This is a genomic window from Olleya sp. AS48, from assembly GCF_038900355.1.
Classification (GTDB): domain Bacteria; phylum Bacteroidota; class Bacteroidia; order Flavobacteriales; family Flavobacteriaceae; genus Olleya.
Genome location: NZ_JBBMRD010000007.1, coordinates 131,328 through 157,417 on the forward strand (window position 1 = coordinate 131,328; position 26,090 = coordinate 157,417).

27 protein-coding genes are annotated in these 26,090 nt (G+C 32.5%); 13 read left to right on the forward strand and 14 right to left on the reverse strand.

Going from position 1 to position 26,090, the window contains the following annotated elements:
* Position 1 precedes the first annotated feature (1 nt).
* On the forward strand, positions 2 to 685 hold the full coding sequence (locus WNY60_RS10275) for a haloacid dehalogenase type II (RefSeq protein WP_339809492.1): 684 nt from the start codon (positions 2 to 4) through the stop codon (positions 683 to 685).
* A 31-nt stretch (positions 686 to 716) separates the two neighbouring features.
* Complete coding sequence (locus WNY60_RS10280; protein ID WP_342862309.1) at positions 717 to 1,259, forward strand: DUF4269 domain-containing protein; 543 nt, start codon at positions 717 to 719, stop codon at positions 1,257 to 1,259.
* 70 nt (positions 1,260 to 1,329) lie between these two features.
* Here WNY60_RS10280 and WNY60_RS10285 read toward each other — a convergent pair whose 3' ends face one another.
* Entirely contained in the window at positions 1,330 to 2,277 is a 948-nt protein-coding gene (locus tag WNY60_RS10285) for a phosphoribosylaminoimidazolesuccinocarboxamide synthase (RefSeq protein WP_145001445.1), read from the reverse strand.
* Positions 2,278 to 2,337: 60 nt separating this feature from the next.
* Positions 2,338 to 3,291, reverse strand: a complete 954-nt coding sequence (locus WNY60_RS10290) for a PhoH family protein (RefSeq protein ID WP_145001444.1) — start codon at positions 3,289 to 3,291, stop codon at positions 2,338 to 2,340.
* Between the two features lie 108 nt (positions 3,292 to 3,399).
* Here WNY60_RS10290 and WNY60_RS10295 point away from each other — a divergent pair, with 108 nt between their 5' ends.
* From WNY60_RS10295 to WNY60_RS10325, 7 genes are all read left to right on the forward strand, one after another.
* Positions 3,400 to 4,233 (forward strand): SAM-dependent chlorinase/fluorinase, encoded by an 834-nt coding sequence (locus WNY60_RS10295; RefSeq protein ID WP_342862310.1) that lies wholly within the window; start codon positions 3,400 to 3,402, stop codon positions 4,231 to 4,233.
* A 42-nt stretch (positions 4,234 to 4,275) separates the two neighbouring features.
* Positions 4,276 to 4,572 (forward strand): antibiotic biosynthesis monooxygenase family protein, encoded by a 297-nt coding sequence (locus WNY60_RS10300; protein WP_292949160.1) that lies wholly within the window; start codon positions 4,276 to 4,278, stop codon positions 4,570 to 4,572.
* Between the two features lie 27 nt (positions 4,573 to 4,599).
* Positions 4,600 to 5,313, forward strand: a complete 714-nt coding sequence (gene gldF, locus WNY60_RS10305; protein WP_342862311.1) for a gliding motility-associated ABC transporter permease subunit GldF — start codon at positions 4,600 to 4,602, stop codon at positions 5,311 to 5,313.
* Position 5,314: 1 nt separating this feature from the next.
* Positions 5,315 to 5,800, forward strand: coding sequence for a hypothetical protein (locus tag WNY60_RS10310; RefSeq protein ID WP_342862313.1), 486 nt, complete (start codon positions 5,315 to 5,317; stop codon positions 5,798 to 5,800).
* Positions 5,781 to 7,460 (forward strand): gliding motility-associated ABC transporter substrate-binding protein GldG, encoded by a 1,680-nt coding sequence (gene gldG, locus WNY60_RS10315; protein ID WP_342862314.1) that lies wholly within the window; start codon positions 5,781 to 5,783, stop codon positions 7,458 to 7,460. Before WNY60_RS10310 ends, gldG begins: the two co-directional genes overlap by 20 nt.
* Before the next feature lie 85 nt (positions 7,461 to 7,545).
* Positions 7,546 to 8,664, forward strand: a complete 1,119-nt coding sequence (dnaN, locus tag WNY60_RS10320) for a DNA polymerase III subunit beta (protein WP_028283060.1) — start codon at positions 7,546 to 7,548, stop codon at positions 8,662 to 8,664.
* A gap of 161 nt (positions 8,665 to 8,825) precedes the next feature.
* Positions 8,826 to 9,203, forward strand: coding sequence for a hypothetical protein (locus tag WNY60_RS10325; protein ID WP_145001439.1), 378 nt, complete (start codon positions 8,826 to 8,828; stop codon positions 9,201 to 9,203).
* A gap of 84 nt (positions 9,204 to 9,287) precedes the next feature.
* Here the strand turns inward: WNY60_RS10325 and WNY60_RS10330 are convergent, their stop codons facing one another.
* From WNY60_RS10330 to WNY60_RS10360, 7 genes are all read right to left on the reverse strand, one after another.
* Positions 9,288 to 9,626, reverse strand: a complete 339-nt coding sequence (locus WNY60_RS10330; protein ID WP_145001438.1) for a DUF4870 domain-containing protein — start codon at positions 9,624 to 9,626, stop codon at positions 9,288 to 9,290.
* Positions 9,627 to 9,709: 83 nt separating this feature from the next.
* Complete coding sequence (locus WNY60_RS10335; protein WP_342862315.1) at positions 9,710 to 10,123, reverse strand: DUF6691 family protein; 414 nt, start codon at positions 10,121 to 10,123, stop codon at positions 9,710 to 9,712.
* 2 nt (positions 10,124 to 10,125) lie between these two features.
* Positions 10,126 to 10,680, reverse strand: coding sequence for a YeeE/YedE thiosulfate transporter family protein (locus WNY60_RS10340; protein ID WP_342862316.1), 555 nt, complete (start codon positions 10,678 to 10,680; stop codon positions 10,126 to 10,128).
* 93 nt (positions 10,681 to 10,773) lie between these two features.
* Positions 10,774 to 10,983 carry a DUF2892 domain-containing protein gene (locus WNY60_RS10345; RefSeq protein WP_116822969.1) on the reverse strand — a complete coding sequence of 70 codons (210 nt, stop codon included), beginning with the start codon at positions 10,981 to 10,983 and terminating at the stop codon, positions 10,774 to 10,776.
* Positions 10,984 to 11,151: 168 nt separating this feature from the next.
* Positions 11,152 to 14,346, reverse strand: coding sequence for an efflux RND transporter permease subunit (locus WNY60_RS10350; protein WP_342862318.1), 3,195 nt, complete (start codon positions 14,344 to 14,346; stop codon positions 11,152 to 11,154).
* Positions 14,347 to 14,485: 139 nt separating this feature from the next.
* Positions 14,486 to 15,562 carry an efflux RND transporter periplasmic adaptor subunit gene (locus WNY60_RS10355; RefSeq protein WP_342862319.1) on the reverse strand — a complete coding sequence of 359 codons (1,077 nt, stop codon included), beginning with the start codon at positions 15,560 to 15,562 and terminating at the stop codon, positions 14,486 to 14,488.
* Positions 15,563 to 15,673: 111 nt separating this feature from the next.
* Positions 15,674 to 16,981 carry a TolC family protein gene (locus tag WNY60_RS10360; RefSeq protein ID WP_342862320.1) on the reverse strand — a complete coding sequence of 436 codons (1,308 nt, stop codon included), beginning with the start codon at positions 16,979 to 16,981 and terminating at the stop codon, positions 15,674 to 15,676.
* A 133-nt stretch (positions 16,982 to 17,114) separates the two neighbouring features.
* Between WNY60_RS10360 and WNY60_RS10365 the strand changes: the two genes are divergently transcribed.
* The 3 genes from WNY60_RS10365 to pncA all read left to right on the forward strand — a co-directional run bounded on the left by WNY60_RS10365 (position 17,115) and on the right by pncA (position 20,300).
* Positions 17,115 to 18,113, forward strand: coding sequence for a metal-dependent hydrolase (locus tag WNY60_RS10365; protein ID WP_342862321.1), 999 nt, complete (start codon positions 17,115 to 17,117; stop codon positions 18,111 to 18,113).
* Between the two features lie 124 nt (positions 18,114 to 18,237).
* Positions 18,238 to 19,635: a nicotinate phosphoribosyltransferase gene (locus tag WNY60_RS10370; protein ID WP_342862322.1), complete on the forward strand. Its 1,398-nt coding sequence runs from the start codon at positions 18,238 to 18,240 to the stop codon at positions 19,633 to 19,635.
* A 59-nt stretch (positions 19,636 to 19,694) separates the two neighbouring features.
* The gene (gene pncA / locus WNY60_RS10375; RefSeq protein ID WP_342862323.1) at positions 19,695 to 20,300 is read left to right on the forward strand and encodes a bifunctional nicotinamidase/pyrazinamidase; all 606 of its coding nucleotides are present in this window, start codon (positions 19,695 to 19,697) and stop codon (positions 20,298 to 20,300) included.
* Positions 20,301 to 20,323: 23 nt separating this feature from the next.
* Here the strand turns inward: pncA and WNY60_RS10380 are convergent, their stop codons facing one another.
* From WNY60_RS10380 to WNY60_RS10400, 5 genes are all read right to left on the reverse strand, one after another.
* Positions 20,324 to 20,455 carry a hypothetical protein gene (locus WNY60_RS10380; RefSeq protein ID WP_261375294.1) on the reverse strand — a complete coding sequence of 44 codons (132 nt, stop codon included), beginning with the start codon at positions 20,453 to 20,455 and terminating at the stop codon, positions 20,324 to 20,326.
* A gap of 270 nt (positions 20,456 to 20,725) precedes the next feature.
* Positions 20,726 to 22,183: an FAD/NAD(P)-binding oxidoreductase gene (locus WNY60_RS10385; protein ID WP_342862324.1), complete on the reverse strand. Its 1,458-nt coding sequence runs from the start codon at positions 22,181 to 22,183 to the stop codon at positions 20,726 to 20,728.
* A gap of 65 nt (positions 22,184 to 22,248) precedes the next feature.
* The gene (gene cydB / locus WNY60_RS10390) at positions 22,249 to 23,286 is read right to left on the reverse strand and encodes a cytochrome d ubiquinol oxidase subunit II (RefSeq protein WP_342862325.1); all 1,038 of its coding nucleotides are present in this window, start codon (positions 23,284 to 23,286) and stop codon (positions 22,249 to 22,251) included.
* Positions 23,287 to 23,295: 9 nt separating this feature from the next.
* Entirely contained in the window at positions 23,296 to 24,651 is a 1,356-nt protein-coding gene (locus WNY60_RS10395) for a cytochrome ubiquinol oxidase subunit I (RefSeq protein WP_342862327.1), read from the reverse strand.
* A 105-nt stretch (positions 24,652 to 24,756) separates the two neighbouring features.
* Entirely contained in the window at positions 24,757 to 25,479 is a 723-nt protein-coding gene (locus WNY60_RS10400) for a peroxiredoxin (RefSeq protein WP_342862328.1), read from the reverse strand.
* A 191-nt stretch (positions 25,480 to 25,670) separates the two neighbouring features.
* On the opposite strand from WNY60_RS10400, the gene WNY60_RS10405 reads away from it, so the two are divergent.
* Positions 25,671 to 26,042, forward strand: a complete 372-nt coding sequence (locus WNY60_RS10405) for a hypothetical protein (protein ID WP_051419274.1) — start codon at positions 25,671 to 25,673, stop codon at positions 26,040 to 26,042.
* The last annotated feature ends 48 nt before the right edge of the window (positions 26,043 to 26,090 follow it).

Genomic DNA, 26,090 nt, shown 5'->3' on the forward strand with positions numbered 1-26,090 from the left:
AATGACAACTAAACCTAAAGTATTATTCTTTGATGTAAACGAAACACTTTTAGATCTAACCGTAATGAAAAAACAGGTTGGAGATGCTTTAGGCGGTAAATCCGATTTATTGTCTTTATGGTTTACTACAATGTTACAGTATTCATTAGTGGTATCTGCAAGTGGACAATATAAACCGTTTGGACACATTGGTGCTGCTGCTTTACAAATGGTTGCAGCCAATAATAACATTGTAATTTCTGAAGAAGAAGCTAGAGATATTGTTGTAAAATCGATGCAAAATTTACCGCCTCATCCGGAAGTAAAAGACGCTTTAAACACGTTAAAAACTGAAGGTTTTACTCTTGTAGCTTTAACCAATTCTAACGATGAAAGCCTTAAAATTAAAATTGAAAATGCTGGTTTGACCCAATATTTTGATGATTTGTTAAGTATTGAATCGGTTGGAAAATTTAAACCTTTTAATGATGTTTATAATTGGGCTTCTAATAAAATGAACATAAAACCAGAAGACTGTATGCTTATTGCTGCGCATGGTTGGGATGTTGCTGGTGCACTTTGGGCTGGTTGGCGTGCTGCTTTTGTTGGTAGGCCAGGACAACAGACATTTCCGTTAGCACCAAAAACGGAGATTAATGAAAGTGATTTACAAAAAGTAGCAGATATTTTGGTGACTTATAAGTAGTGATTTTTAAAACCAACTATAAATTAACATTTTGAACGTAGATTTTACAACTATTGAATACTTAAAACACGGAAATAAGAAACAGAAAATTGCGTATTTAGACTTAAAAAAACATACTGTTTTAGACAAGTTATTACCTTTTAATCCCATTTTAACAGGCACTATACCAATTGATATAGATATACCTAATAGTGATTTAGATATTATTTGCGAGTGTAAAAACCATGATACCTTTCCTTTATTTTTAAAACAGCAATTTTCAGGATATCAAGACTTTAAAGTCTACCAAACCATACAAAATACAATACCGTCAACCATTGCTACTTTCAAAACTGATCAGTTTTTATATGAAATTTTTGGTCAAGCTATTCCTTCAAAACAACAAAATGCATACAGACATATGCTTATTGAAAATGAAATTTTAAAACAAAAAGGACATCAGTTTAAAAAAGATATCATTTCGTTAAAATTAAAAGGTTTTAAAACCGAACCTGCTTTTGCTAAACTACTTGGTTTAAAAGGCAATCCATACTTAGCTTTACTAGCGTTGGAAGATAAGTATCTTAAAAATTAATTCAACTATTTTATAAATAAAAGAGCTTGCAATTGCAAGCTCTTTTATTATTTCAAAAATAAATTATATTTTATTTTAAATATGCTAAAACATTAGCTTCAATACGTTCTTGAATGTTTGACACATCTGCTTTTACAAATGGTTCTCCCATAATATTCTCGTATAATTCAATATAACGTTCTGATACGGTTTCAATATAGTCGTCAGACATAACTGGTACAGTTTGTCCCTCTAAACCTTGAAAATTATTAGCAATTAACCACTGTCTTACAAACTCTTTAGACAATTGTTTTTGTGCTTCGTTATTATCTTGACGGTCTTGATAGCCTTCAGCATAAAAATATCGCGAAGAATCTGGTGTATGGATTTCGTCAATTAAAACAATTTTCCCATCCTTAGTTTTACCAAATTCATATTTAGTATCCACCAAAATTAAGCCACGTGAAGCAGCTATTTCTGTCCCTCTTTTAAATAATTTACGCGTATAGTCTTCTAAAACAATGTAGTCTGCTTCGCTAACTATTCCTTTTTTAAGGATGTCTTCTCTTGAGATATCTTCGTCATGATCACCCATTTCTGCTTTAGTTGCAGGCGTAATAATAGGCTCCGGAAACTTATCGTTTTCCTTCATCCCTTCTGGCATTACAACACCACAAAGCATGCGTTTTCCAGCTTTATACTCACGCGCTGCATGACCAGACATGTAACCACGTATAACCATTTCTACTTTAAAAGGCTCGCATAAATGTCCAACCGCAACGTTTGGATCTGGAGTTGCTGTTAACCAATTTGGCACAACATCTTCGGTAGCTTTCATCATGCTAGTGGCAATCTGATTAAGGATTTGTCCTTTATATGGGATTCCTTTTGGCATAACCACATCAAAAGCGCTTAAACGGTCTGTTGCAATCATTACCAATTCTTCATCATTAATATTGTAAACTGCTCTTACTTTTCCTTTGTATAGACTTTTTTGATTAGGAAATTTAAAATTAGTGTCTATAATAGTATTACTCATTAGTTGTATTGTTGTTGTTGTTGTTGTTGTTGTTGTTGTTGTTGTTGTTGTAATATAAATTTACTCTCTGTTTTCAATGTTTTTATAAGCTTCGATAATTTTTTTGACTAGTTTATGTCTAACAACATCCTTGTCATCCAGAAAAATCATTCCTACACCTTCTACTCCTTTTAAAATAAGTAAAGCTTCTTTTAAACCAGAAATAGTACGACGAGGCAAATCAATTTGACCTGGATCACCTGTTAATAAAAATTTAGCGCTTTTACCCATTCTGGTTAAAAACATCTTCATTTGTGCATGCGTTGTATTTTGACCTTCATCTAAAATAACAAAAGCATGATCTAATGTACGACCACGCATAAATGCTAAAGGTGCAATTTGTATGGTACCATTTTCAATATACTGCGCTAATTTTTCCGCAGGAATCATATCTCTTAATGCGTCATATAATGGTTGCATATAAGGATCTAATTTTTCTTTTAAATCTCCAGGTAAAAAACCTAGATTTTCACCTGCTTCCACTGCTGGACGTGTCAAAATAATACGTTTTACCTCTTTATTTTTTAATGCTTTAACTGCTAACGCTACTCCTGTATACGTTTTACCTGTTCCTGCTGGTCCAATAGCAAATACCATATCGTTTTTACGCATTAGCTCGACCATTTTACGTTGGTTAGCAGTAATAGCCTTAATAGGTTTACCATTGGCACCATGTACTAAGACTTCGCCACTTTTTTCAGAAGTGCTGTAATCATCACTACTTTGGCTAGTTAAAACACGCTCGATTACATTTTCGTCTAATTTATTGTATTTAGAAAAATGCTTTAATAGCATGGTCATTCTGCGATCAAACTCATCCAATAATTCTTCGTCTCCAAAAGCCTTAATGGTATTTCCTCTAGCTACAATCTTGAGTTTTGGAAAGTATTTTTTTAGTAGCGTAATATTCTCATTTCCGGTTCCAAAAAACTCTTTTGGAGAGATCTCCTGTAGTTCAATAATTATTTCGTTCAAAAGCGCTGATTTATTAAATTAATCTGTACAATTTTATTAGTTTTGTGTATCTAACAAATTTACACATTTTTTGTGTGTTCTAGGTTAAAAAAATATCAACAATAATTCATGCCAATTATAACGCTTACCACAGATTTTGGAGAGAAAGATCACTTTGCTGGCGCAATAAAAGGCGCTATTTACAGCGAATTGCCAGAAGTTAAAATTGTTGATATCTCTCATAGTATCTCTCCTTTTAATATTGCTGAGGCAGCCTATATTATACAAAATGCCTATAGTAGTTTTCCTAAAGGTACAATCCATGTCATTGGTATTGACTCCGAAATTAATCCAGAAAACAAGCATATTGCGGTAGAGTTAGACGATCATTACTTTATCTGTGCCAATAACGGAATTATGAGCATGATAGCTAATGAGATTGCACATTCTAAATTAGTAGAAATTAATATACATGATAAAATAGAAACCAGTTTTCCTGTTTTAGATGTCTTTGTAAAAGTAGCATGCCACATAGCACGTGGTGGAACATTAGAAGTTATAGGCAAAGCTATTGATAAAATAAAACCAATTAAAAATCTAGTGCCTTACGTTAATGAGGAGCAAACGCAAATAATTGGCAGCATAATCTACATTGACAATTATGGTAATGTCGTTACTAATATTAGAAAAAACTTTTTTGAAACGCTGCAAAAAGGACGTTCTTACGAAGTGTCTGCAAGAAATTATAAGTTCAAAAAAATACAATCCAAATATAGCGATATTGTTAACTTTGACACACCAGAAGACAAACGTAATGACGAAGGACGTGGTTTAGTCGTCTTTAACAGTTCCAACTATCTAGAAATAGCCATATATAAAAGTAATAACCAAACGGTTGGTAGTGCAAGTAGCCTAATGGGATTAGGACTGCGAGATACAGTAACCATTAATTTTTTTAAATAAATAAAAGTATCGCTTTCGCGGAAACTCATTAAAACCCAAGTCATGTTTGTAAGAATTGTTAAATTAAGTTTTGCCGAAGAAAATATAGCCACCTTTTTAGCTAATTTTGAAACCGTAAAATTTAAAATAAGAAACTTTAAAGGCAACCAATTGTTAGAATTGTATCAGGACAAAACCAATCCCAATATATTTTTTACTTACAGTTATTGGGATAATGAAAGTGATTTAGAAAACTATCGCAATTCAGACCTTTTTAAAGGCGTTTGGGCTAAAACTAAACCACTGTTTAATGCAAAACCAGAAGCTTGGAGTGTTGACAAATTAGCTTCGTTAAAATAAATTATAAATAACATTAATAAATAAAGCATGCTAGCCATACTTAAAAAAGAAATAAACTCATTTTTTGCTTCGCCAATAGGCTACTTAGTTATTGCTATATTTTTATTATTAAACGGTCTTTTTTTATGGGTATTTAAAGGCGAGTTTAATATCCTTGATAACGGATTTGCAGATCTGTCAACGTTTTTTTTATTGGCACCATGGATTTTAATATTCTTAATTCCAGCGGTTACCATGCGTAGTTTTAGCGACGAGAAAAAACAAGGCACTTTAGAGCTACTTTTAACTAAACCAATAACCACATTACAATTAGTATTAGGTAAATATTTTGGAGCCTTATTACTAATAATAATAGCGCTAATACCAACGCTATTATACGTTTATACCGTTTATCAATTAGGTAACCCATTAGGTAATTTAGATTTTGGAAGCACATTAGGATCCTATTTTGGCTTACTATTTTTAGTAGCAGCCTATACTGCAATTGGTATTTTTGCATCAACCATATCAGACAATCAAATAGTTGCTTTTATAATTGCTGTGTTTTTATGTCTATTTTTTTATATTGGTTTTGAAGGCATTGCAGATGTAATATCTAGTAATACTGTGGAGCAATTGGGTATGAATGCACATTATAAAAGTATGAGTCGCGGTGTTCTGGATACTAGAGACCTAATATACTTTTTAAGTATTACTATTTTGTTTATTGCGCTAACCAAATTCAACATTAAAAAACAATAGTATGGTAATTACACCCATTTTAATAATATCGTTTATAGTTGTATTTATCTTAGCATGGCTATTTATAAAAACCATTGGAGACAATAAATGGATAAGCTTATTACTTACAGTAATAGCAACACCTCTACTCTATTTTTACTTATTTTATCCAATAGTTAATATCTTTTCTAGTTACCATCACCAAAAACATTTTAATGCTGATAATTGGGCTGAATACCCAGAACTTAGGTTTGAAATGATGGATCAATTAAATGATAATAACCAATTAATTGGCAAAACTAAAGCTGAAATTAAAACAGATTTTGGTACAGCAGAATGGTATGGTTGGGATGATAGTATTAAAGCCAACTCTAAAGATCAATGGAATTATAATATGGGCTTTAAACCTGGTGCTTTTACTAAAGACCAAGAATGTATTGAACTTCAATTTAAAAACGATACTGTTGTTGCAGTAAAAACCTATCAACTTGAGAAAAAATTTGAATAAGTCTATCAAAAATATCGCATTTGTAGTTATTGGGTTAATTGTAATTAATGTAATAGCCAATACTTTTTATAAACGATTTGATTTAACGACAGATCAACGCTACACTTTAAATCCTTCGGTTTTAACCATATTAGAAAAGGTAGAATCTCCTATTTTGGTTGATGTATTTTTAGAAGGTGATGATTTTCCTTCAGAATTTAGAAAATTACAATCTGAAACCAGACAATTATTAGAAGAGTTAGTGGCTTATAATAATAACATTAGTTTCAATTTTATAAATCCAATAGAGGACGAAGCTACTAGAGATCAAAATATCCAGCAATTAAATGCAAGAGGGTTAACACCAATGCAATTAAACGTTCAAGAAAACGGAAAAACTAGTCAAGCTGTTATTTTTCCATGGGCTTTGGCAAGTTATAATGATCAAACGGTAAAAATCCCGTTAGTAAAAAACACCCTTGGAGCGACTCAACAACAATTAGTTAATAATTCTGTACAACAATTGGAATATGCTTTTGCAGATGGTATTAGCAAATTAGTTAATCCTAAACGACGTAAAATAGCAGTTTTAAAAGGTAATGGACAGCTAGAAAACAAATACATTGCAGACTATATTAAAAGTATAAGAGACTATTATTTTATTGCTCCATTTACATTAGATAGCGTTTCTAATTACGCAGAAAGTACTCTAAAAAAATTACAGGAATACGATTTAATTATTTCGGCTAAGCCAACAGAAGCATTTTCAGAAAAAGAAAAATTTGTTTTAGATCAGTATACCATGAATGGTGGTAAAAGCCTATGGTTACTAGAGCAAGTTGCAATGGATAAAGATAGTCTTTATAACGATTATGGTAAAAATATTGCTATCCCTTTAGATTTAAATTTAACCGATTTTTTCTTTAAATATGGTATACGTATTAATCCACTTATAGTAAGCTCTATGTACTCTGCACCTATAACTTTAGCGTCAGGAGAAGGTAGTGATAGTCAATTTCAAAGCTATCCTTGGACCTATTCGCCTTTAGCAAAAGGAAACAGCAATCATCCTATTGTCAATAATTTAGATTTCTTAAAATTTGATTTTGCCAATCCTATGGATACTATTAAAAGTAGTACCAAAAAAACAATATTGCTCCAAACTGCGCCTTTAACTAAATTAGAAGGCACGCCTCGCGAAATCAGCTTGGATATGGTCAATAATAAGTTAGAGCCTAAAACCTTTAATAAAGGTCCACAAACATTAGCTGTGTTACTAGAAGGCACCTTTACGTCGGCATATAATAACCGAGTAAAACCTTTTGCTATTTCAAACTCTAAAAACAGCAGTATACCAACCAAAATGGTAGTCATATCTGATGGTGACGTCATTAAAAACGAAGTTGGAAGATTAGGTCCCGAAGAACTAGGTTTTGACAAATACACAGGACAAACCTTTGGTAATAAAGAATTTTTGTCAAATGTGGCTAATTATCTTTTAGATGACACAGGACTTATAAACATTAGATCCAAAGAAATTGCAGTTGCCTTTTTAAATCCTGAAAAAATTACAGAAGAAAAAACAAAATGGCAACTACTAAACCTCTTATTACCATTGGTTTTATTAGGTGTTTTTGGTTTAATATTTAACTACCTTCGTAAGAAAAAATATGCCAAGTAAGTGTTAATAAGTTTGTTTCTTATTTTAACACATTAGCAATATATTTGTAAGACAAATTATTAATAGTATTAATTTACACATATAGATGAAATTTATCGTATCAAGCACATACTTACTAAAACAATTACAGGTTTTAGGAGGTGTAATTAACAGTTCAAATACATTACCTATTTTAGATAATTTTTTATTTGAATTAAATGAATCTAAATTAACTGTATCTGCAAGCGATTTAGAAACAACCATGTCTGCTGTTTTAGATGTAGATAGTGACAATGAAGGAAGCGTAGCTATTCCTGCACGTTTACTTTTAGATACTTTAAAAACATTTCCAGAACAACCATTAACGTTTGTTATTGAAGAAAATAATACCGTTGAAATTAGCTCAAATCATGGTAAATATGCTTTAGCTTATGCAGACGGAAACGAGTTTCCAAAAGCCATTAGCCTAGAGGATCCAAGCAGTACAAAAATGCCAGGTCATATTTTAGCAACAGCTATTAACAAAACTATTTTTGCAGCAGGAAATGACGATTTAAGACCTGTTATGAGTGGTGTATTCTTTCAGTTTTCTACTGAAGGTTTAACCTTTGTTGCTACAGATGCTCATAAATTAGTTAAATACTCTAGAGAAGATGTTAAAGCCTCTCAGGTAGCTGAGTTTATTATGCCTAAAAAGCCTTTAAACTTATTAAAAGGAATACTTGGTGCAAGTGACGAGGAAATTACTATTGAATATAATGACTCTAACGCTAAGTTTACTTTTGAAAACACAATATTAATCTGTCGTTTAATTGACGGTAAATATCCTAATTACGAAGCGGTAATACCAAAAGAAAATCCAAACAAACTAACAATAGACAGAACACAGTTTTTAAACTCTGTACGTCGTGTTAGTATTTTCTCTAACAAAACAACACACCAAATTAGATTAAAAATTGCTGGAGCAGAATTAAATATATCTGCAGAAGATATTGACTACTCTAACAAAGCAGAAGAACGTTTGACTTGTGATTATCAAGGAGACGACATGCAAATTGGTTTTAACTCTCGTTTTTTAACAGAGATGTTAAACAACTTAGGATCTAACGACGTACAATTAGAGCTAAGCATGCCTAACAGAGCAGGTATCTTAACGCCTATTGATGATTTAGAGGTTGGAGAACAAGTAACTATGTTAGTGATGCCTGTAATGTTAAACAGCTAATAACTTAAACCTATATCATAAAAAAAGCAACTCTATTGAGTTGCTTTTTTTGTTATAATAAATATTATATTCCCTTAATTTTAATACTTTTACAACGCAATAATCTAAGTTACCCTCAATATTAAATAACTTAGCAATTGATTAAACAATTAATCTAGAATATGAAGTACAGTTTTAAATTATTCTTTTTATTAATAACTAGTATCGCTCTATTATCTTGTAATAATAATGACGATGCTTCTAACGTAAATAATACCACTACCAATCCCATTATTGGTGATTGGCTTCGCGAAGATGCTACTGACTCTTTTGAATATCACATTCACTTTGAAAGTGAAAACTTTGGTAAAATAGTAACTATGGTAATAACAGAGGACAATGTAATATCAAGTGCAAATCCTTTTGAATGGACTATTCATAATGAAATACTTACTATTATTGATAATGAAGATTTTGAGCATAACACGACCGTAGAATATACTGATGAAGGTCATCTAAAAATTGAAGGTTTTTCTGACTTAGAATTTACAAAACAATAATTCTAAACACCTTTCATGTAATCACATAACAAAAAACGCAACCCTTACAGGTTGCGTTTTTCTTCTTTATCAATGTAATGTAAACTAACTAATAAAATTAAAAGATAAAGGGTAATGCGGTTCTTCGCCATTACTAACCTTAATGGCATTTATTACTGGGTAAATTATAGATACTAATCCTAAAACAAACCAGCCTAATAGTCCTAAACCAAAAAGTAAAATTAAAGGTACACATACAATATATAAAACCACTATACTTAATTGAAAGTTAACAATGGTTTTACCATGAGCGTCCATTTGATATATTTTATCTTTTTGTGTTAACCATATTATTAGTGGTAAAATTAAGCTACCACAACCTATAATTAAAGACACTAATTGACTTAAATGGGTTAATACTAATAACTGTCTGTCTGTTTTCATTTTTACTTTAATTCGCTTTAAGATTTATACTTATATGACGTATAATTTGTAAAAATGTTACAGATTTTAAAAATAAAATGTAATTAATGTGGTAATTTATCTTTTAATACACCATATAAAAACGTCCCTAAAGCAGCAGATAAAAACACTATAACTATAGGCAAATAACCTGCACCTACCAGTACAAATATAGGTCCTGGACATGCGCCAACTAATGCCCAACCTAACCCGAAAATAATACCTCCAAGCAAGTATTTAGAAAACGATTTTTCTTTTGGTTCTATTATAATTGGATGACAATCAAACGATTTTACGTTATACCTTTTAATAATCTGAACAAACAAAATTCCAAAAGCTAAAGCAGTACCTATAATTCCGTACATATGAAACGCTTCAAAACGGAACATCTCATAAATTCTAAACCATGAAGCAGCTTCAGATTTAAACATAATAATTCCGAAGAAAAACCCAATTAATATAAAAAGTATTTGTTTCATCATTAAAAAATTAAAGGGAATAATAAATGTACCATTACTAATCCTCCTACAAAGAACCCAATAACAGCAATTAACGACGGTAATTGTAAATTACTTAATCCAGAAATAGCATGACCAGACGTACAACCTCCTGCGTAACGTGCTCCAAATCCAACTAAAAGTCCACCAATAACTAAAATTACGATAGTTTTTATATCGCTTAAAGCGGAAATTGAAAATAGCTCGACAGGTAAGTATTGGTTTTCAGTCGAAATATTTATACTAGACAACGATGCTTTTGTAGCATCACTAATGGCAAGCATATCTGCAGCAGATAAATAATGAGATGCCACAAAACCACCAAGCATTGCTCCAAAAACAACCAGTAGGTTCCATTGGTCAGACTTCCAATCAAATCTAAAAAAAGCACTAGCTTTTCCTGCTCCACAAGCAGCACAAAATGTTCTTAAATTTGAAGACATTCCAAATCGCTTTCCCATTAATAATAAAATTAGCATTGTTAGTGCTATCAAAAAACCAGAGACAAACCAATGCCAAGGTTGAAATAAAAAATCCATAAATTAAATTTGCGCAAAAATACGTGCTACAAATCAATTTATGGACTTTTAGTCTACTAATTTTATAGGAATTAACCTATTATAAAACTAATGCTATTTAACGCTACAACCTGCGCTTTCTTTCCTCACACCTAACTTTACTAATATAGTTTCTAACAAACACCATTTTGTAAAAGCTGATTGTATTAAGTTTACGCCAATAAATACAGTAAACCACATCCATTTTGGGCTTACATAAACCGAAAGCACCACACTTAATAATACCATCACACCAACAATTACTCTAAAATATGTATTCAACATTTTTCTTCTTTTTTAAAATTTAATACTTAATATTCAAGTCATTCTGAACCTATTTCAGAACCTATTTATTCACAACTCAACTTTCTTTTTATTACCCAATCTTATCTGCAAACCGCTCGTCATTCTGAATTCATTTCAGAATCTCATTATTAACAACACAGAATCCCATTATTTATAGTTCTTCTTCTCTATCATATAATAAACAAGAGGTACAACCAGTAAAGTCAATACTGTAGACACAATAGTCCCTCCCATTAATGATATTGCCAATCCTTGAAAAATCGGATCAAACAGGATCACAAATGCTCCAATAACAACCGTTCCTGCTGTTAATAAAATTGGTGTTGTACGCACTGCTCCTGCTTCAATACATGCTTCTTTAAGAGGTACACCTTCCGCTGTTCTTAAATTTATAAAGTCAATAAGTAAAACTGAATTCCTAACCATAATTCCTGCTAACGCAATCATACCAATAAAAGAAGTTGCTGTAAAGAATGCTCCCATAATCCAGTGACCTAAAATAATTCCGATTAACGATAATGGTATTGCCACCATCATAACAATTGGTGCTTTAAAGTTTTGAAACCAGCCTACAATCAAAATGTATATTAAGATAATGGCTCCTAAAAAGGCAATACCTAAATCTCTAAAAACTTCCAAAGTAATTTGCCATTCTCCATCCCATTTTACAGTATAATTGTCTTCAAAGTCTGGCTGACCTAAATACATTTCGTTTAACTCGTAGCCTTTTGGCAACGGAATCTCTTTTAACTTTTCTTCCATTCCAAGAATAGCATACGCAGGACTTTCTAATTCTCCAGCCATATCTGCCATAACATAAACGACACGTTTTTGATTTTTACGGTAAATGCTTTTTGCTGCTATGGTTTCGGTAATAGTTACCAAATCTGCAATAGGCACCATATTACCTTGTTTAGATTTCACCTTTAATTGCGAAATATCAGTAATTGTAGATTTTTCTTTTTCATCCAAAGCCAATATCAAACCTACTTGGGTAACCGCATCTTCATCATATAAATTAGTGATAGCTCTATTTGACAATGCCATATTCATGGTATACGCAATTTGTTGTGGTGCAACACCATACAACATGGCTTTTTCTTTATTAATATCAAATTGATATTCGGTTTGATCCGCTTCCACCATCCAATCAATATCCACCACATCTGTTGTGTTTTTTAAAATCTCTTGAACACCATTTGCTATTTTAATTTGCTCATTATAATCAGGTCCATACACTTCTGCAACAATCGTTGACAATACTGGAGGTCCTGGTGGCACTTCTACCAATTTAATATTGGCATTATACTTTGCAGCAATTTTTTGAATGTCTGGACGCATTAATTTAGCAATACCGTGACTTTGAATATCACGTTCGCCTTTATCAATTAAATTTACCTGTATATCTGCCATATTAGATCCACCACGTAAATCGTAATGACGTACCAAACCGTTAAACGTAATTGGTGCAGATGTACCCACGTAATTTTGATAATTAACCACTTCTGGTCGTGTTGACAAGTATTGCGACACTTCTTGTGCTACAACTCCTGTACGTTCTAGTGTGGTACCTTCAGGCATATCAATAACCACCTGAAACTCATTCTTGTTATCAAAAGGTAACATTTTTACAGCAACCGATTTGGTAAAAAACAACACCATTGTTAACATTAAACCCATAAAAGTCAATCCTAAAAACAACCAACGTTTGCTCTTACTTTCTAATAAAGGACGTTCAAACTTGTTGTAAACCTTATAAATAAGTGTGTCTTCAACTGGTTTTTCCGGTTTCTCTTCTGCGCCTTTTTCATCTTTTTCTCTTAAGAAAATATAACCTAAATATGGTGTAATAGTTAAAGCTACAAATAAGGATAATATCATAGCAATGGATGCTCCTATTGGCATTGGTGCCATATATGGACCCATTAATCCTGATACAAAAGCCATAGGTAAAACTGATGCTATTACAGTAAATGTTGCTAAAATGGTTGGGTTTCCAATTTCATTTATTGCATACAAAGCAGCCTCTTTAAATGGCAAACGTTTCATCTTAAAATGTCGGTGCATATTTTCGGCAATAATAATGGAATCATCCACCACAATTCCTGTTACAAATACTAACGCGAATAAGGTAATTCGGTTTAGCGTGTAATCCATCATGTAGTAACTTAGTAAGGTCAATGCAAACGTAATTGGAACCGATAAAAACACGACCAATCCACCACGCCAACCCATGGCTAACATCACAACAAGTGTAACCGCAAAGATAGATCCAATAAGGTGCCATAGTAATTCTGACACTTTATGAGACGCTGTTTCACCATAATTTCTAGTAATTTCTACATGTACATCATCCGGAATTAAAGTGCTACGTAAGTGATCTACTTTATCAATTATCACATCTGCAATTTTCATGGCATCTGCACCTTTACGTTTAGCAACAGAAATAGTTACTGCAGGATATTCCGATTTATAATCTGCCGATTTTACACTTCCTTTTCCGTAACCTAAACTCACATAATTTTGTGGTACTTCTGGTCCATCAATAATTTTAGCGACTTGCTTTAAATAAATAGGCTGATTTTGTTGCACACCAACCACCAGATTTTCAACATCAGTAACCGAAGCTAAAAATTTACCTGTATTTACTAAAAACTCAGTATCATTCTTATCAAAACTACCAGCACTTAATTGGCTGTTATTTGCTTTAATCATTTCCGAAACCGACAAGAAATCTAAACCACTTGCAGCCAATTTATCTTTATCTAAAACCACACGTAATTGACGATCTCTACCACCAATTTTATGCGTTATAGCCACATCGTTTATCTTCTTAATTTCAGCTTCCAACTCTTGAGCCATCTGGTTTAACTGGTAATCGTCATAATTTTCGCTCCACAACGTTAAACCTAACATTGGCACATCATCAATCGCACGCGTTTTTACTAATGGAAACGTAACACCTTCAGGCATTTGGTCCATATGCTTGTTAATTTCGTTGTATAATTTTACGAAACTACGCTCAATATCTTCGCCAACATAAAACTGTACGATGACCATTCCTTGCTCTTTCATGGACGTAGAATACACATATTCTACACCTTTAATATTCGAAATTAATTGCTCTAAAGGTTTTATTACACGCGACTCCACTTCGGTAGGACTTGCTCCAGGATACCCCACAAAAATGTCTGCCATAGGCACATCAATTTGCGGTTCTTCTTCACGCGGAATTAAAAACGAACTGTACACACCAACTACCATAAATACAATCATTAAAAGCACTGTAAGCTTCGACTGCATAAAGACTTTGGCAATTTTACCTGCGATTCCTTCTTTCATTTGAATTTTTATTTTGGGCGTTTTAACAGGCTATCCGTTGCAATCTTTTTACTTGTTCTCGATACAAATTTGCTTAGGCAAATTCACTCGAACTGACGTAAAAAGGATTTCCACTTCTATCCTTAACGCGACTTATTAGTTATTGAATTGAAATTTTAGCGCCATTAAATAATTTCCCTTCAGCAGAAACAATGTATGCTTCGTCTGCATTTAAACCAGATAGCACTTCCACTTGATCTCCAAAAGTTCTACCTAAACGCAACCATCGTAATAATGCTGTATTGCTTTGGCTTACTGTATAAACTCCAGATAATTGTCCGTTTGTGACAATAGCTTCAGTAGGTATTAAAACCATTGATGACGTTGCTTTTCTCTCTACAGGAAATTGCACTGTTGTAAACATGCCTGATAAAATATTAGCCCCTGTTTTATATAAATCAATTTTTACTAAATACTGTCCTCCAGTATTTTTGGCTGATGTACTTACTTCTTTTACTTTTCCTTTTAAAGTTTTATTAATCGATTTAACCAAAACATCTACTGTAGTTCCTGATTTAATCTCTGAAATTTCAGTTTCTGGTACCATTGCCATCACTTCAAAATTTCCAGGTGTTTCTATACTTATTAATGGCACACCAGGATTTGCCATATTACCAGCTTCTACATTTTTACTAGTTACGGTTCCGCTAAAAGGTGCAGTAATATTACTGTAAGCAAACTGTGCGTTAATCTCGTTTTTCATTTGATTGGCACCTTCCACTCTAGCCTTAGCCATTTCGTAATTTGCAGTCATATCATCCATTTCTTTTTGAGAGGCACTATTGTCTGCAAATAAGTTATTAAAACGGTTGTAATCTTTTTGCGCATTATTTAAAGCTGCATTAGCTTCTGTAATTCCTGCATTAACCTGAGCTCTTTTAGCTTGTAAATCGCTATTATTAATAGAGACTAATAATTGTCCTTTACGTACTTTATCGCCAACGTTGACATGTACTTTATTAACATAACCCATCATTCTAGTGCTTAAATCTGCACTATTTGTAGCTTGAATTTTTCCGCTAACCGATAAAAAAGGACTATTGGTATTTGCTGCAACCTGACTAGTTTTTACACTAATTTCTGGTGAATTATCTACCACTGGTTTTTTGTCTTCGCTACCACAACTGGCTACAAATAGCGCTATAGAAAGTGTAAGGATTGTATATATTTTTTTCATGGTTATTATTTTTTATTTAAGACACTTCGACTGCGCTTAGTGTGACATTTTTATAATTAAGAACTCTTGGAAATCAATCTTGATTCTTGGTTCTATATTCTTGTATCTTTTTTATTCTTTAGTTAAAAATTGTAAATATGCTTGTGTGTAATTGTATTCAAAAATGGTTTGGTAATATTCCAATTGCTTTTGTGCATATTGCGTTTCGGCAATTAATAAATCAGACGTTTTTTCTAGACCTTCTTTAAATCTGTTAGTTCTAATACGTAAAGATTCTTCTGACTGTTGCAATGCTAAAGTTGTTAATTTCAACTTATTATCAGCATCTATAAAGGCGCGTTTAGCTTTGTTTAATTCTAAATTACTTTTAGATACATATTGCTTGTATTCTAATTTAGATTTTTCGAATTCTGATTTACTTTTTTGAGCTTTACCAATACGTTTAGACCCTTGAAATATATCCCAACTTAATTGTGCTCCGAAAAGGTACCCATTAGCACTTCCTTGGAAAATTTGATCGTCATACAACTCATAACTTCCAAACGCATTTAGACGTGGTAAAAAAGCCATTTTATCAGCTTTATTTATCGCTTCATAAGCATTGGTTGCTAATTGCATGGCTTTAATGTCAGAACGATTTTCTGAAACCTTTTTATCGTCCAAAGTAAACGTTGCAATGGACAATTCATCACTTGGCATATACACAACATAAGTATCATCATTCATTAAAAAAGACAAATAATTAGACGCATTTTGCACATTACTTTTAGCTGTTTGTAATTGATTTTGAACTTCAGTCACACGTACTTCAACATTCAGCACATCTGCACGTTGTAAATACCCTTGTTTAAAACTGTCCTCTGCTAATTTTTTATTAGCATTTGCTGCTTCTAATGCTTTTTCTAACACGTCTACCGCTTTATAGGCTAATTGTAATTGCATGTAAGCTTTATCCACTTCAAAAGCTAAGTAATCTTGCGTGCGTTTTGTCTTTAAAGACATGGCTTCCATTTTTGACTTAGCAGCTTTACGTTGGTAAATACCATCCAAATTAATTAATGGTTGCTGAATTTCGAATTTAGTAGCATAGTTTTCAATCTGCGAAGGATCATTTAATAACGCAGGATTAAAATCGTTTGAGCTTAAAATCTCCTGATTTAATTTAGAACCAAAAGCCATTAAAGGGTTAGTCGTCGCCATTGCAGTGTGACTTGCTGTAATGTTTGGCAAAAACACTGCATTGGTTTGTCGGTAATCTGCTTTGGCTGCATTAAAATCTTGTTCAGAAATTTTTATACTAGTATTATTCTCAGATACCTTTGACAAAACATCAGATTTTGCAATTGGAACCACTTGTTGCGCATGAACCGAAAGTGTTAACCCTAACAGTAATAATGGTATATAAATGTGTTTTTTCATCAATAATTAATTTACAATACAAATGTACATTACATAAATAGCTTGGTCGGTAACATAAGTTACCAAGCAAAATGCAACATAAAACCGAAGTCTTGTTATAAATAAATTAGTATCTCTTACTTTTGCATGCTATATGGATTCATTAACACAAATAGTATTAGGAGCAGCTGTAGGAGAAGCTGTTTTAGGTAGAAAAGTTGGAAACAAGGCCATGCTTTATGGTGCTATTGCAGGAACCATTCCGGATTTAGATGTTTTAGCCTCTTTTTTTACGGACAATGTTACAGCACTTTATGTACATCGTGGGTTTACGCACTCTATTGTGTTTTCTGTGCTGTTTGCCCCTATTTTAGCTTGGATTGTCACGAGATACGAAACCTATAAAAACTTTAAAAACTGGACTTGGCTATTCTTTTTAGCTTTTGTAACTCATCCTATATTAGATGCACACACCACTTGGGGAACACAACTGTTTTGGCCTTTTGATTTACGATTAGCTTTTAAAAACATATTTGTAGTTGACCCTTTGTACACAGTCCCTTTTCTGATATTTTTAATTTTAGCGATGCGTCAAAAACGGACCACTGCAAAACGACGATTTTATAACAATATGGGATTAATAATAAGTACGACGTACTTAGCCATTACGCTACTTTTAAAATGGGCAGCTTACACAAAATTTGAATCTGCTTTAAAAGAACAAAACATTGCTTATTTAGATATTGACACTAGACCATCTGCATTAAACACGATACTTTGGAGTGCTAATGTGCAAACTAATGATGCTTATTTATTGGGGAATTATTCGTTTTTTGACAGCCAACCTATCACTTTTGAAAGCTATCCAAAAAACCACGACTTACTAGGTAGTCTTGTTGAAGATAAAAGTGTAAAGCAAATGATTACCATTACGGAAGGTTGGTACACAATTACTAAAACAGAAAACACCCTTTATTTTAACGATTTACGTTTTGGATTATTAAGTTTAAAACCAAAATCAGACAGTTTTGTTTTTAAATACAAATTAGACGTTGATCCTTCTGGTAAAGTTTCATTTATTGAAGCTCCAAAAGATTCTAATGACGGTAAAAAGCTGTTATCAGAACTTTGGCAACGTGTGAAAGGGAATTAATTTCGGTTTAAAACCACTATTTAATTTCATCTAGACTAATTATTAAATACTATTAATTTCTTTAGAATTTGAGAATGGAAATCTTTCAAATTTTGAATACCTTGTAAACTAAACTTATAAATTTATGGACATTACTGCAGCATATACGGATCTATATCAAATTACAATGGCGCAAGTCTATTTTGTTACTAAACCAAATGGTAAAGCTGTATTTGACTATTATTACCGTCGTAATCCTTTTGATAATGGGTATGCCATATTTGCAGGATTGGAAGATGTTTTAGATATATTGGAGTCGCTTAAATTCTCAGAGTCTGATATTTCTTATTTAAAGCAAAAAGGATTTGAGAACGAGTTTTTAGAGTATTTGAAAAACTTTAGCTTTAAAGGAAGTATTCGTTCTAGTAAAGAAGGTGATGTTGTTTTTCCTAACCGTCCCATTTTACAGGTTGAAGCCAATATTATAGAAGCACAAATTATAGAAACCCTTTTACTAAATATTCTTAATTTTCAAACCTTAATTGCAACTAAAGCCAGCAGAATACGCTATAGTGCAAAAGATGCCATTTTATTAGATATGGGATTACGTCGCGCACATGCTACAGGTGGTTATTATGCGTCTAGAGCTGCTGCTATTGGAGGTTTTGATAGTACTAGTAATGTGAAAGCTGCAGAAGATTACAACATCGCATCTACAGGAACAATGGCACATTCGTTTATCCAAAGTTATGATAATGAATTAGACGCATTTCGTGATTTTGCGCAAGTACGACCTAAAAACTGTGTGCTTTTAATTGATACTTATAATACCCTAAAATTAGGACTTCCAAATGCGATTACAGTTGCCAAAGAAATGGAAGAAAAAGGTGAGAAACTTTTTGGAATCCGATTGGACAGTGGTGATTTAGCCTATTTATCTAAAAAAGCGAGAGCCATTTTGGATGCTGCTGATTTAAGTTATGTGAAAATTGTAGTCTCTAATCAGTTAGATGAATATGTTATAAAAAGTTTAAAAGAACAACAGGCACCTATTGACGTTTTTGGTGTAGGTACTAATTTGGTTACAGGACGACCAGACGCTGCGTTAGATGGTGTATATAAATTATCTGAATACAATGGTGACCCAAGAATTAAACTCTCTGAAAACATTATAAAAGTATCACTACCGTTTAAAAAACAAGTGTATCGCATGATTGATAACGATGGACAATTTTATGGTGCAGATGCTGTCGCGATTTATACCGAAGGTGAGATTGATCAAATGGAACACCCTTTTGATATTACCAAGCAAATAAATATTAAGGCGTTAAAAAAAGAGCCATTATTAGAGCTAGTAATGGAAGATGGTAAGCGTGTAATACCTGCAAGAACGGTTAACGAAATTGCTGAATATTCGCAATCGCGTTTAGCTCAACTTCCGGATGAATATAAACGTTTTCAAAATCCGCATACCTATAAAATTGGATTAAGTAGTCAACTTAAAAAGGAACGAAATGATCTAATTAACAAACATAAAAACTAAAGTAACACTGCAGATGGTTAGATAAATCAGAGTCTAATTTATTAAAAAATAGTCAAACTATGAAAACACTTTTAGTCATTGATGTACAAAACGATTTTATTCCTGGAGGATCACTTCCTGTTCCCAACGGTAATAATATTGTACATGTAATAAATAGCATACAAGATAAATTCGACTTGATTGTAGCTACACAAGATTGGCACCCAAAAGCGCATTCTAGCTTTGCTGTAAATCACGAAGGGAAATCTGATTTTGAGAGTATTGATTGGCGTGGACAAATGCAAACCTTGTGGCCAGAACATTGTGTACAAGGCAGTAAAGGAGCCGAATTACATCCAGAATTAGACATTACAAAATACGAAGCTATTTTTAGAAAAGGAACCGATATTAATATTGATAGTTATAGCGCCTTTTATGACAACAACCATTTAAAAGCAACAGGATTAACAGGTTATCTAAAAGAAAAGGAGGTCACAAAACTCTATTTTTGTGGTCTAGCATCTGATATTTGTGTTTACTTTTCTATTCGCGATGCTATTCAAGAAGGTTTTGAATGCTATTTTATTGAAGATGCTTCTAAACCTTTAGATCTAGAAGCATTTGAAATTATTAAAATTAAGATGGTTGCTATGGGTGTGCATATTATAACTTCAGAATCTATTTAAAAGAGACCAGCTATTACTTCTGATTAGCTTCTGGTACCTCCATGTCCTCCTGCTACCACGACCATTATTTTTATACTTAAATAAATGAATTTAAAAAACTGAATGATTGGATTCATCATTTTAAATCTTTGATATTTTGATATTCTTTCTGTCATTTTGATACTTATTAAATTCTTGTAAAATTTTCATGAGATTGTGAATACTTCTTTTGATCTTTCAGAATGAGCAATATTCAGCAATTAAAAAATTGGCCACTCCAACTATTCTAGAATCAACCTGTTTTAATTTGATTCCTATTCCGGAATCAACCTGTTTTAATTTGATTCCTATTCCGGAATCAACCTGTTTTAATTTGATTCCTATACTGGAATCAACCTGTTTTAATTTGATTCCTATTCCGGAATCAACCTGTTTTAATTTGATTCCTATTCCGGAATCAACCACCAAAAAGGTTTCATTTTTGCTTTATAGATAAACGCATAATGCAACGCTAGTTTTAACCAATGTCCTGCTAAACCAATTTCTCCAAAGGTTTTTCCTAATTGTCTACCTTGTGTTTTTGGATATTTTTCGTAGTCAGGAACAATAGGATACGTGGTAATACTAACACCACTTCCCTTTGTCATACCATAACCAGCGGAAGCAATACAAGCTGCCCCCATGTTACCCATAGATCCTTTATGATTTAACGATTCTTTTCCTGTTTTTATAGAGTCAATAATATTATCTGCGACCAATTTGGCAGTAATACCAGAGGGCATTCCAGTACGTGGAGGTGCTGGCGAAATAACTGTTCCGTTTTTGCTAGTTCTTGGCTTAGAAATGGCGTGTGGAGGCGCAAATGCAATTCCTGGAGCAAAAATATTTTTATAACTTGGGTTTTGATACGTTTCTGGCCAATCTTTTACAGACCATTCTTCGTATGGTTTTGTTGTATAATCCGCATCTACAATCATAAACCCTTTAAATAGTTTTTCTGTGATGTCGTTTTCATTTTTATCAAAAGCTTTAAAACCATGACCAGAAAATGATGGAATTAACATTGCAAAATCATAAGTTTCAGTCTTATATTCTCCTTCCAAGTTTTCATAATGTGCAATGCCATCTTCAATTTTGTTTACACCTGCTCCCAATATCCACTTGATGCCTCTATCTTCAAAAATCATTTCGACCATTTCATGAGATTTCATGGTTATGCTTCCGTAGCTTAACAACATACCATCCATCCCAAAATCGCCTAATTGGTATTCGTTAGAAATCCAAGTGACTTCTGCCATATTGCGTACATTGTGCTTACGCAACTCCTGTTCTACATTTAAAATATACTCAAACGCAGCACCTTGGCAAGTTGATTTTGCGTGACCTGTACCAATCAATATTTTAGCTTTTTTACCAGCTTTCATTTGCTGAATAACTTCATTTAAACCTTCCCAAGCATGGTCTGCATGTGTATAAGTACAAACAGAATAGGTTTTATTTTGTCCAGGAATTAAGCCTTCTGTCGCTTCAAAATTTAATTTTGGTCCAGTAGCATTAATTAAATAATCGTAAGTTATTTTTTCTTGTTGACCTTTATTAGCTCCTGCGACATACTCTGATAAAACATATGGTTTATCCTCATTTTTATCGCCTTCAGGAAAAAACGAAATTGCTTTAGCTTGTTTATAACCTATTCCTTTCTTTTTGTATAAAGGTGCTAATGGGAATAAGATTTTTTTTGATTTCATTCTACCAATTCCAACCCAAATATTGGAAGGAATCCATTGGTAATTACTGTTAGGAGATACCACAATAACTTCGTGATCTTTAGATAGTTTTCTTCTTATATGAGAAGCTGCTACATGACCAGAAATTCCGGCTCCTAAAATGACGATTTTAGACATAATCTGTGAATTTTTAATAAAGATATTATATACTTAAAACCTGCACAGCTACTTATGTTACATAACTAGTAACTAGTATCGTCCAATTTTACTTTACCATGAAAAGTTTTATATAAAAACAAGAAATAACCAGCTAATAATGGTGCTCCAATAGCCACAATAGTTAACATAATACCCAGTGACTTTTGCGAAGACGCTGCATTGTATATAGTTACGCTGTATTTAGGGTCTATAGTCGAAGGTAATAATACTGGATATAATTGAAAAGCAACTAACATTAATAAAAAAGCCATAGTTAAAGATGAAAAAACTAAAGCATTAGCATATTTTTTCTTAGACACTAATCTAGGTACATTAGCTACCGCTAAAAAAGCTAGAATAGGTAATGCAAAAAACACAGGGTTTTCTTTAAATTTATCTGTAACTCCGTGTAAAAAAGTCAAAGTATATAATGATGTTACTGCAAAACTTATTATAAAGAAAATCATTCCTTTTTTTAGCAAAAACGTTAATCTAGCATGCAAACGACCTTCCGTTTTTAGTAATAAAAAAATTGCACCTTGTGTCATAAAAATAGATAATGTTGTAAATCCAACCATAATAGCATAAGGACTTAAAAATGAGAAGAAAACACCACCTTGATAGGTCAAGTTTTCTCCTAATTCAAAACCTTGCAAAACATTACCTAAGACAACACCTAATAAAAAAGCTATTAACGTGTTGGAAACAAAATAAATAATATCCCATGTTTTTCGCCACCAAGTCATGTCTTCAGCACTTCTAAATTTTATTGCAGAAGATCTTAACACTAATAGCATTAAAAATAACATGAAAGGAATATACATGGCGGACAACATCGTAGCATACATAACCGGAAAACCAGCAAATAATGCGCCTCCACCAATAATTAACCAGACTTGATTTGCATCCCATAATGGACCAATTGCATTAATTGCAATACGACGACTTAAGTCTTTTTTTAAAAATAAATGCCATGCTCCTGCGCCATAATCGAAGCCTTCTAAGATGGCGTAACCAGAAAATAATAAACCCACAACTAAATACCAAAGTGTTGGATAATCTATACCTAATATTGTTTCCATAATTTTGTATTAAACGTATTTTAAAAATTCATCTGGGTTTTTAGCTTCATCATAAGGACCATGCTTTATCTTTTTATTTACAGAATAAAGGAATAATAAAAACAATATAGTATAGACTACTAAAAATAAAATTAAAGAGAATAAAATTTGATTAGAAGACACTTCTTGCGAAAATCCTTCGTTAGTTCTTAAATGTCCATAAACAATCCATGGTTGACGTCCCATCTCTGCAGCAAACCATCCGACTTGATTTGCTATTTGTGGCAGTAAGACTGAAAATGCAAAGATTTTTAATAACCATCGTTTTTTAAATAAAGTTCCTTTCCACCATAAAAACGAAGCATACAATGTTAATCCAATTAAAAACATACCAATAGAAATCATAATGTGATAAAATTGAAACACTGCATTTACTTGACCTGGTCTATCCTCTTCTGGAAAAGCATTTAATCCAGTAATTGGAGCTTCAAAATCTTGATGTACCAAAAAAGACAAACCTCCTGGTATACCAATACCTGTCACTTCTTGCGTTTTATCATTTACCCAACCAAACAAGTATAAATCAGCAGGTGCAGATTTGTCATAATGCCCTTCCATTGCTGCTAATTTTGCTGGCTGATTTACAGCCACACCATCTGCCGAACTATGCCCTGAAAGTAATTGAGTTAATGATATAATAGTTGCCAAACCTAAAGCAATTTTAAATGCTTTTTTTGAAATTTCAACATATCGACCTTTAAGTAAATAGTAAGCATGCACACTTAAAACTAAAAACGCACCTGCTAAAAATGCACCTTGCCAAACATGAATAATCCTATCTACACTAGAAGGATTAAAAACCATTGCCCAAAAATCTGTCACTTCTGCTCTAGCATTAAATCCTTCGCCAACTATATGATAACCAGCTGGTGTTTGTTGCCAACTATTAGCTACAACAATCCAAACTGCCGAAAACATGGAACCAAGAAAAACACCAATTGTAGATATAAAATGTACTCTAGGAGATACACGATTCCATCCAAAAATTAACACTCCCAAAAAGGCACTTTCTAATCCAAATGCAAATAAACCTTCGGCTGCTAAAGCGCTTCCAAAAATATCACCAACATATCTTGAATATACTGCCCAATTGGTACCAAACTCAAACTCCATAATAATACCAGTTGCGACACCAATACCAAAAGTTATAGCAAAGATTTTTAACCAAAAGCGAGTTAATACTTCATAATGCTTATTTCCTGTTTTAAGATATAGTCCTTCCATAATAACCATGATCAAACCTATACCAATACTTAATGGAGGATAGATATAATGAAAGGCAATGGTGAAGGCAAATTGAATTCTGGCTAAAATTTCGGTATCCATAGCTTATTTATTTTAATACAAAAATACGACACAACGCTTAATTATTATGTAACTTATATTACAAAAAAGAGCCTTAATAAAAGGCTCTTTTTAAATGTAATTGACTTACTTTTTTAAGATTGAATCCAATACTAAATCTTTATCTAATTTTTTAGTACAGAAAAACCAGTCTTTACAATCTAGATCTTCTGTTGAAGTCATTCTTTCTTCAGCAACACCACAAGAACCTGCTGGTGATACAATAACATCATCTCCAGGATTCCAATCTGCAGGAGTAGCTACATTAAACTTGTCTGAGGTTTGCATAGCTATTAATGCTCTGTAAAGCTCATCAAAGTTACGTCCTAAGCTTAATGGATAATAAATGATAGCTCTAACAGTTTCATTTGGATCTACAAAAAAGACTGCTCTAACCGCTTGCGTTTTACTTTCTCCTGGTTGAATCATTCCGTATTTTTTAGCAACTTCCATGGAGATATCTTCTATTAAAGGAAACTTAACTTCAATGTTTTTCATTCCGTTAAATTCAATTTTATCTTTAATGGTTCTTAACCAAGCAATATGACTGTACAGACCGTCAATAGACAATCCTATTAAACTACAATTTGCTTTTTCAAATTTTTCTTCTAAATGCGCAAATGTCATAAACTCAGATGTGCAAACTGGTGTGAAATCCGCTGGATGACTAAATAGTATAGACCATTTTCCTTTATAATCCGATGGGTAATTAATATCTCCTTGAGTTGTTACTGCTTTAAATTCTGGTGCTTTGTCACCAATTCTTGGCATTGCAAAAACCTCTTGTTGTGTTATTTCTAATGTGTTCATAGTAAATATATTTTAATTTATTGATACTGTAAAATTACTTTAGAAGGCTGTGGCTATGTGTAACATTTGTCACTTAAACAATATCTTAAGCTTATATTAAAATAAGATTTAGCTATCAACTAAAATCTGCTGTAATGTAACAAATGTCACCTTTTATGACACACTGTTATTTTATTTTTACACTAATGAAAATGAGTACTTATATATTCACTTTAAGTGTAACCACTCTTATACTATTTAATAGTACAAGAGTCTCCTTAACTTATGCCTATTATAAACTAGATCCTATAGGTTTTATTGAAGCTTTATGTGTTAATAAAGATAAACCTGAGTTACAATGTAATGGTAAATGTCATTTAAAAAAGGTTTCAAAATCATTAGATAAAGAGCAAAATACATCAGAAAATATAGTCGATTTTAAAGAGCTTCTTTTATTTACGCTAACCACAGAAAAATTAGCATTCAAACACAAAAACGATCTAAAAAAACAAAATACTTCGATTTACAAAAACCTGTATTCGTTTAGCAGTATTAACGATTGTTTCCATCCTCCACAGGTATAATTTATCTTTTAGTATAGGTAGTTGATCTACCCCAAACACAGAAGTTAA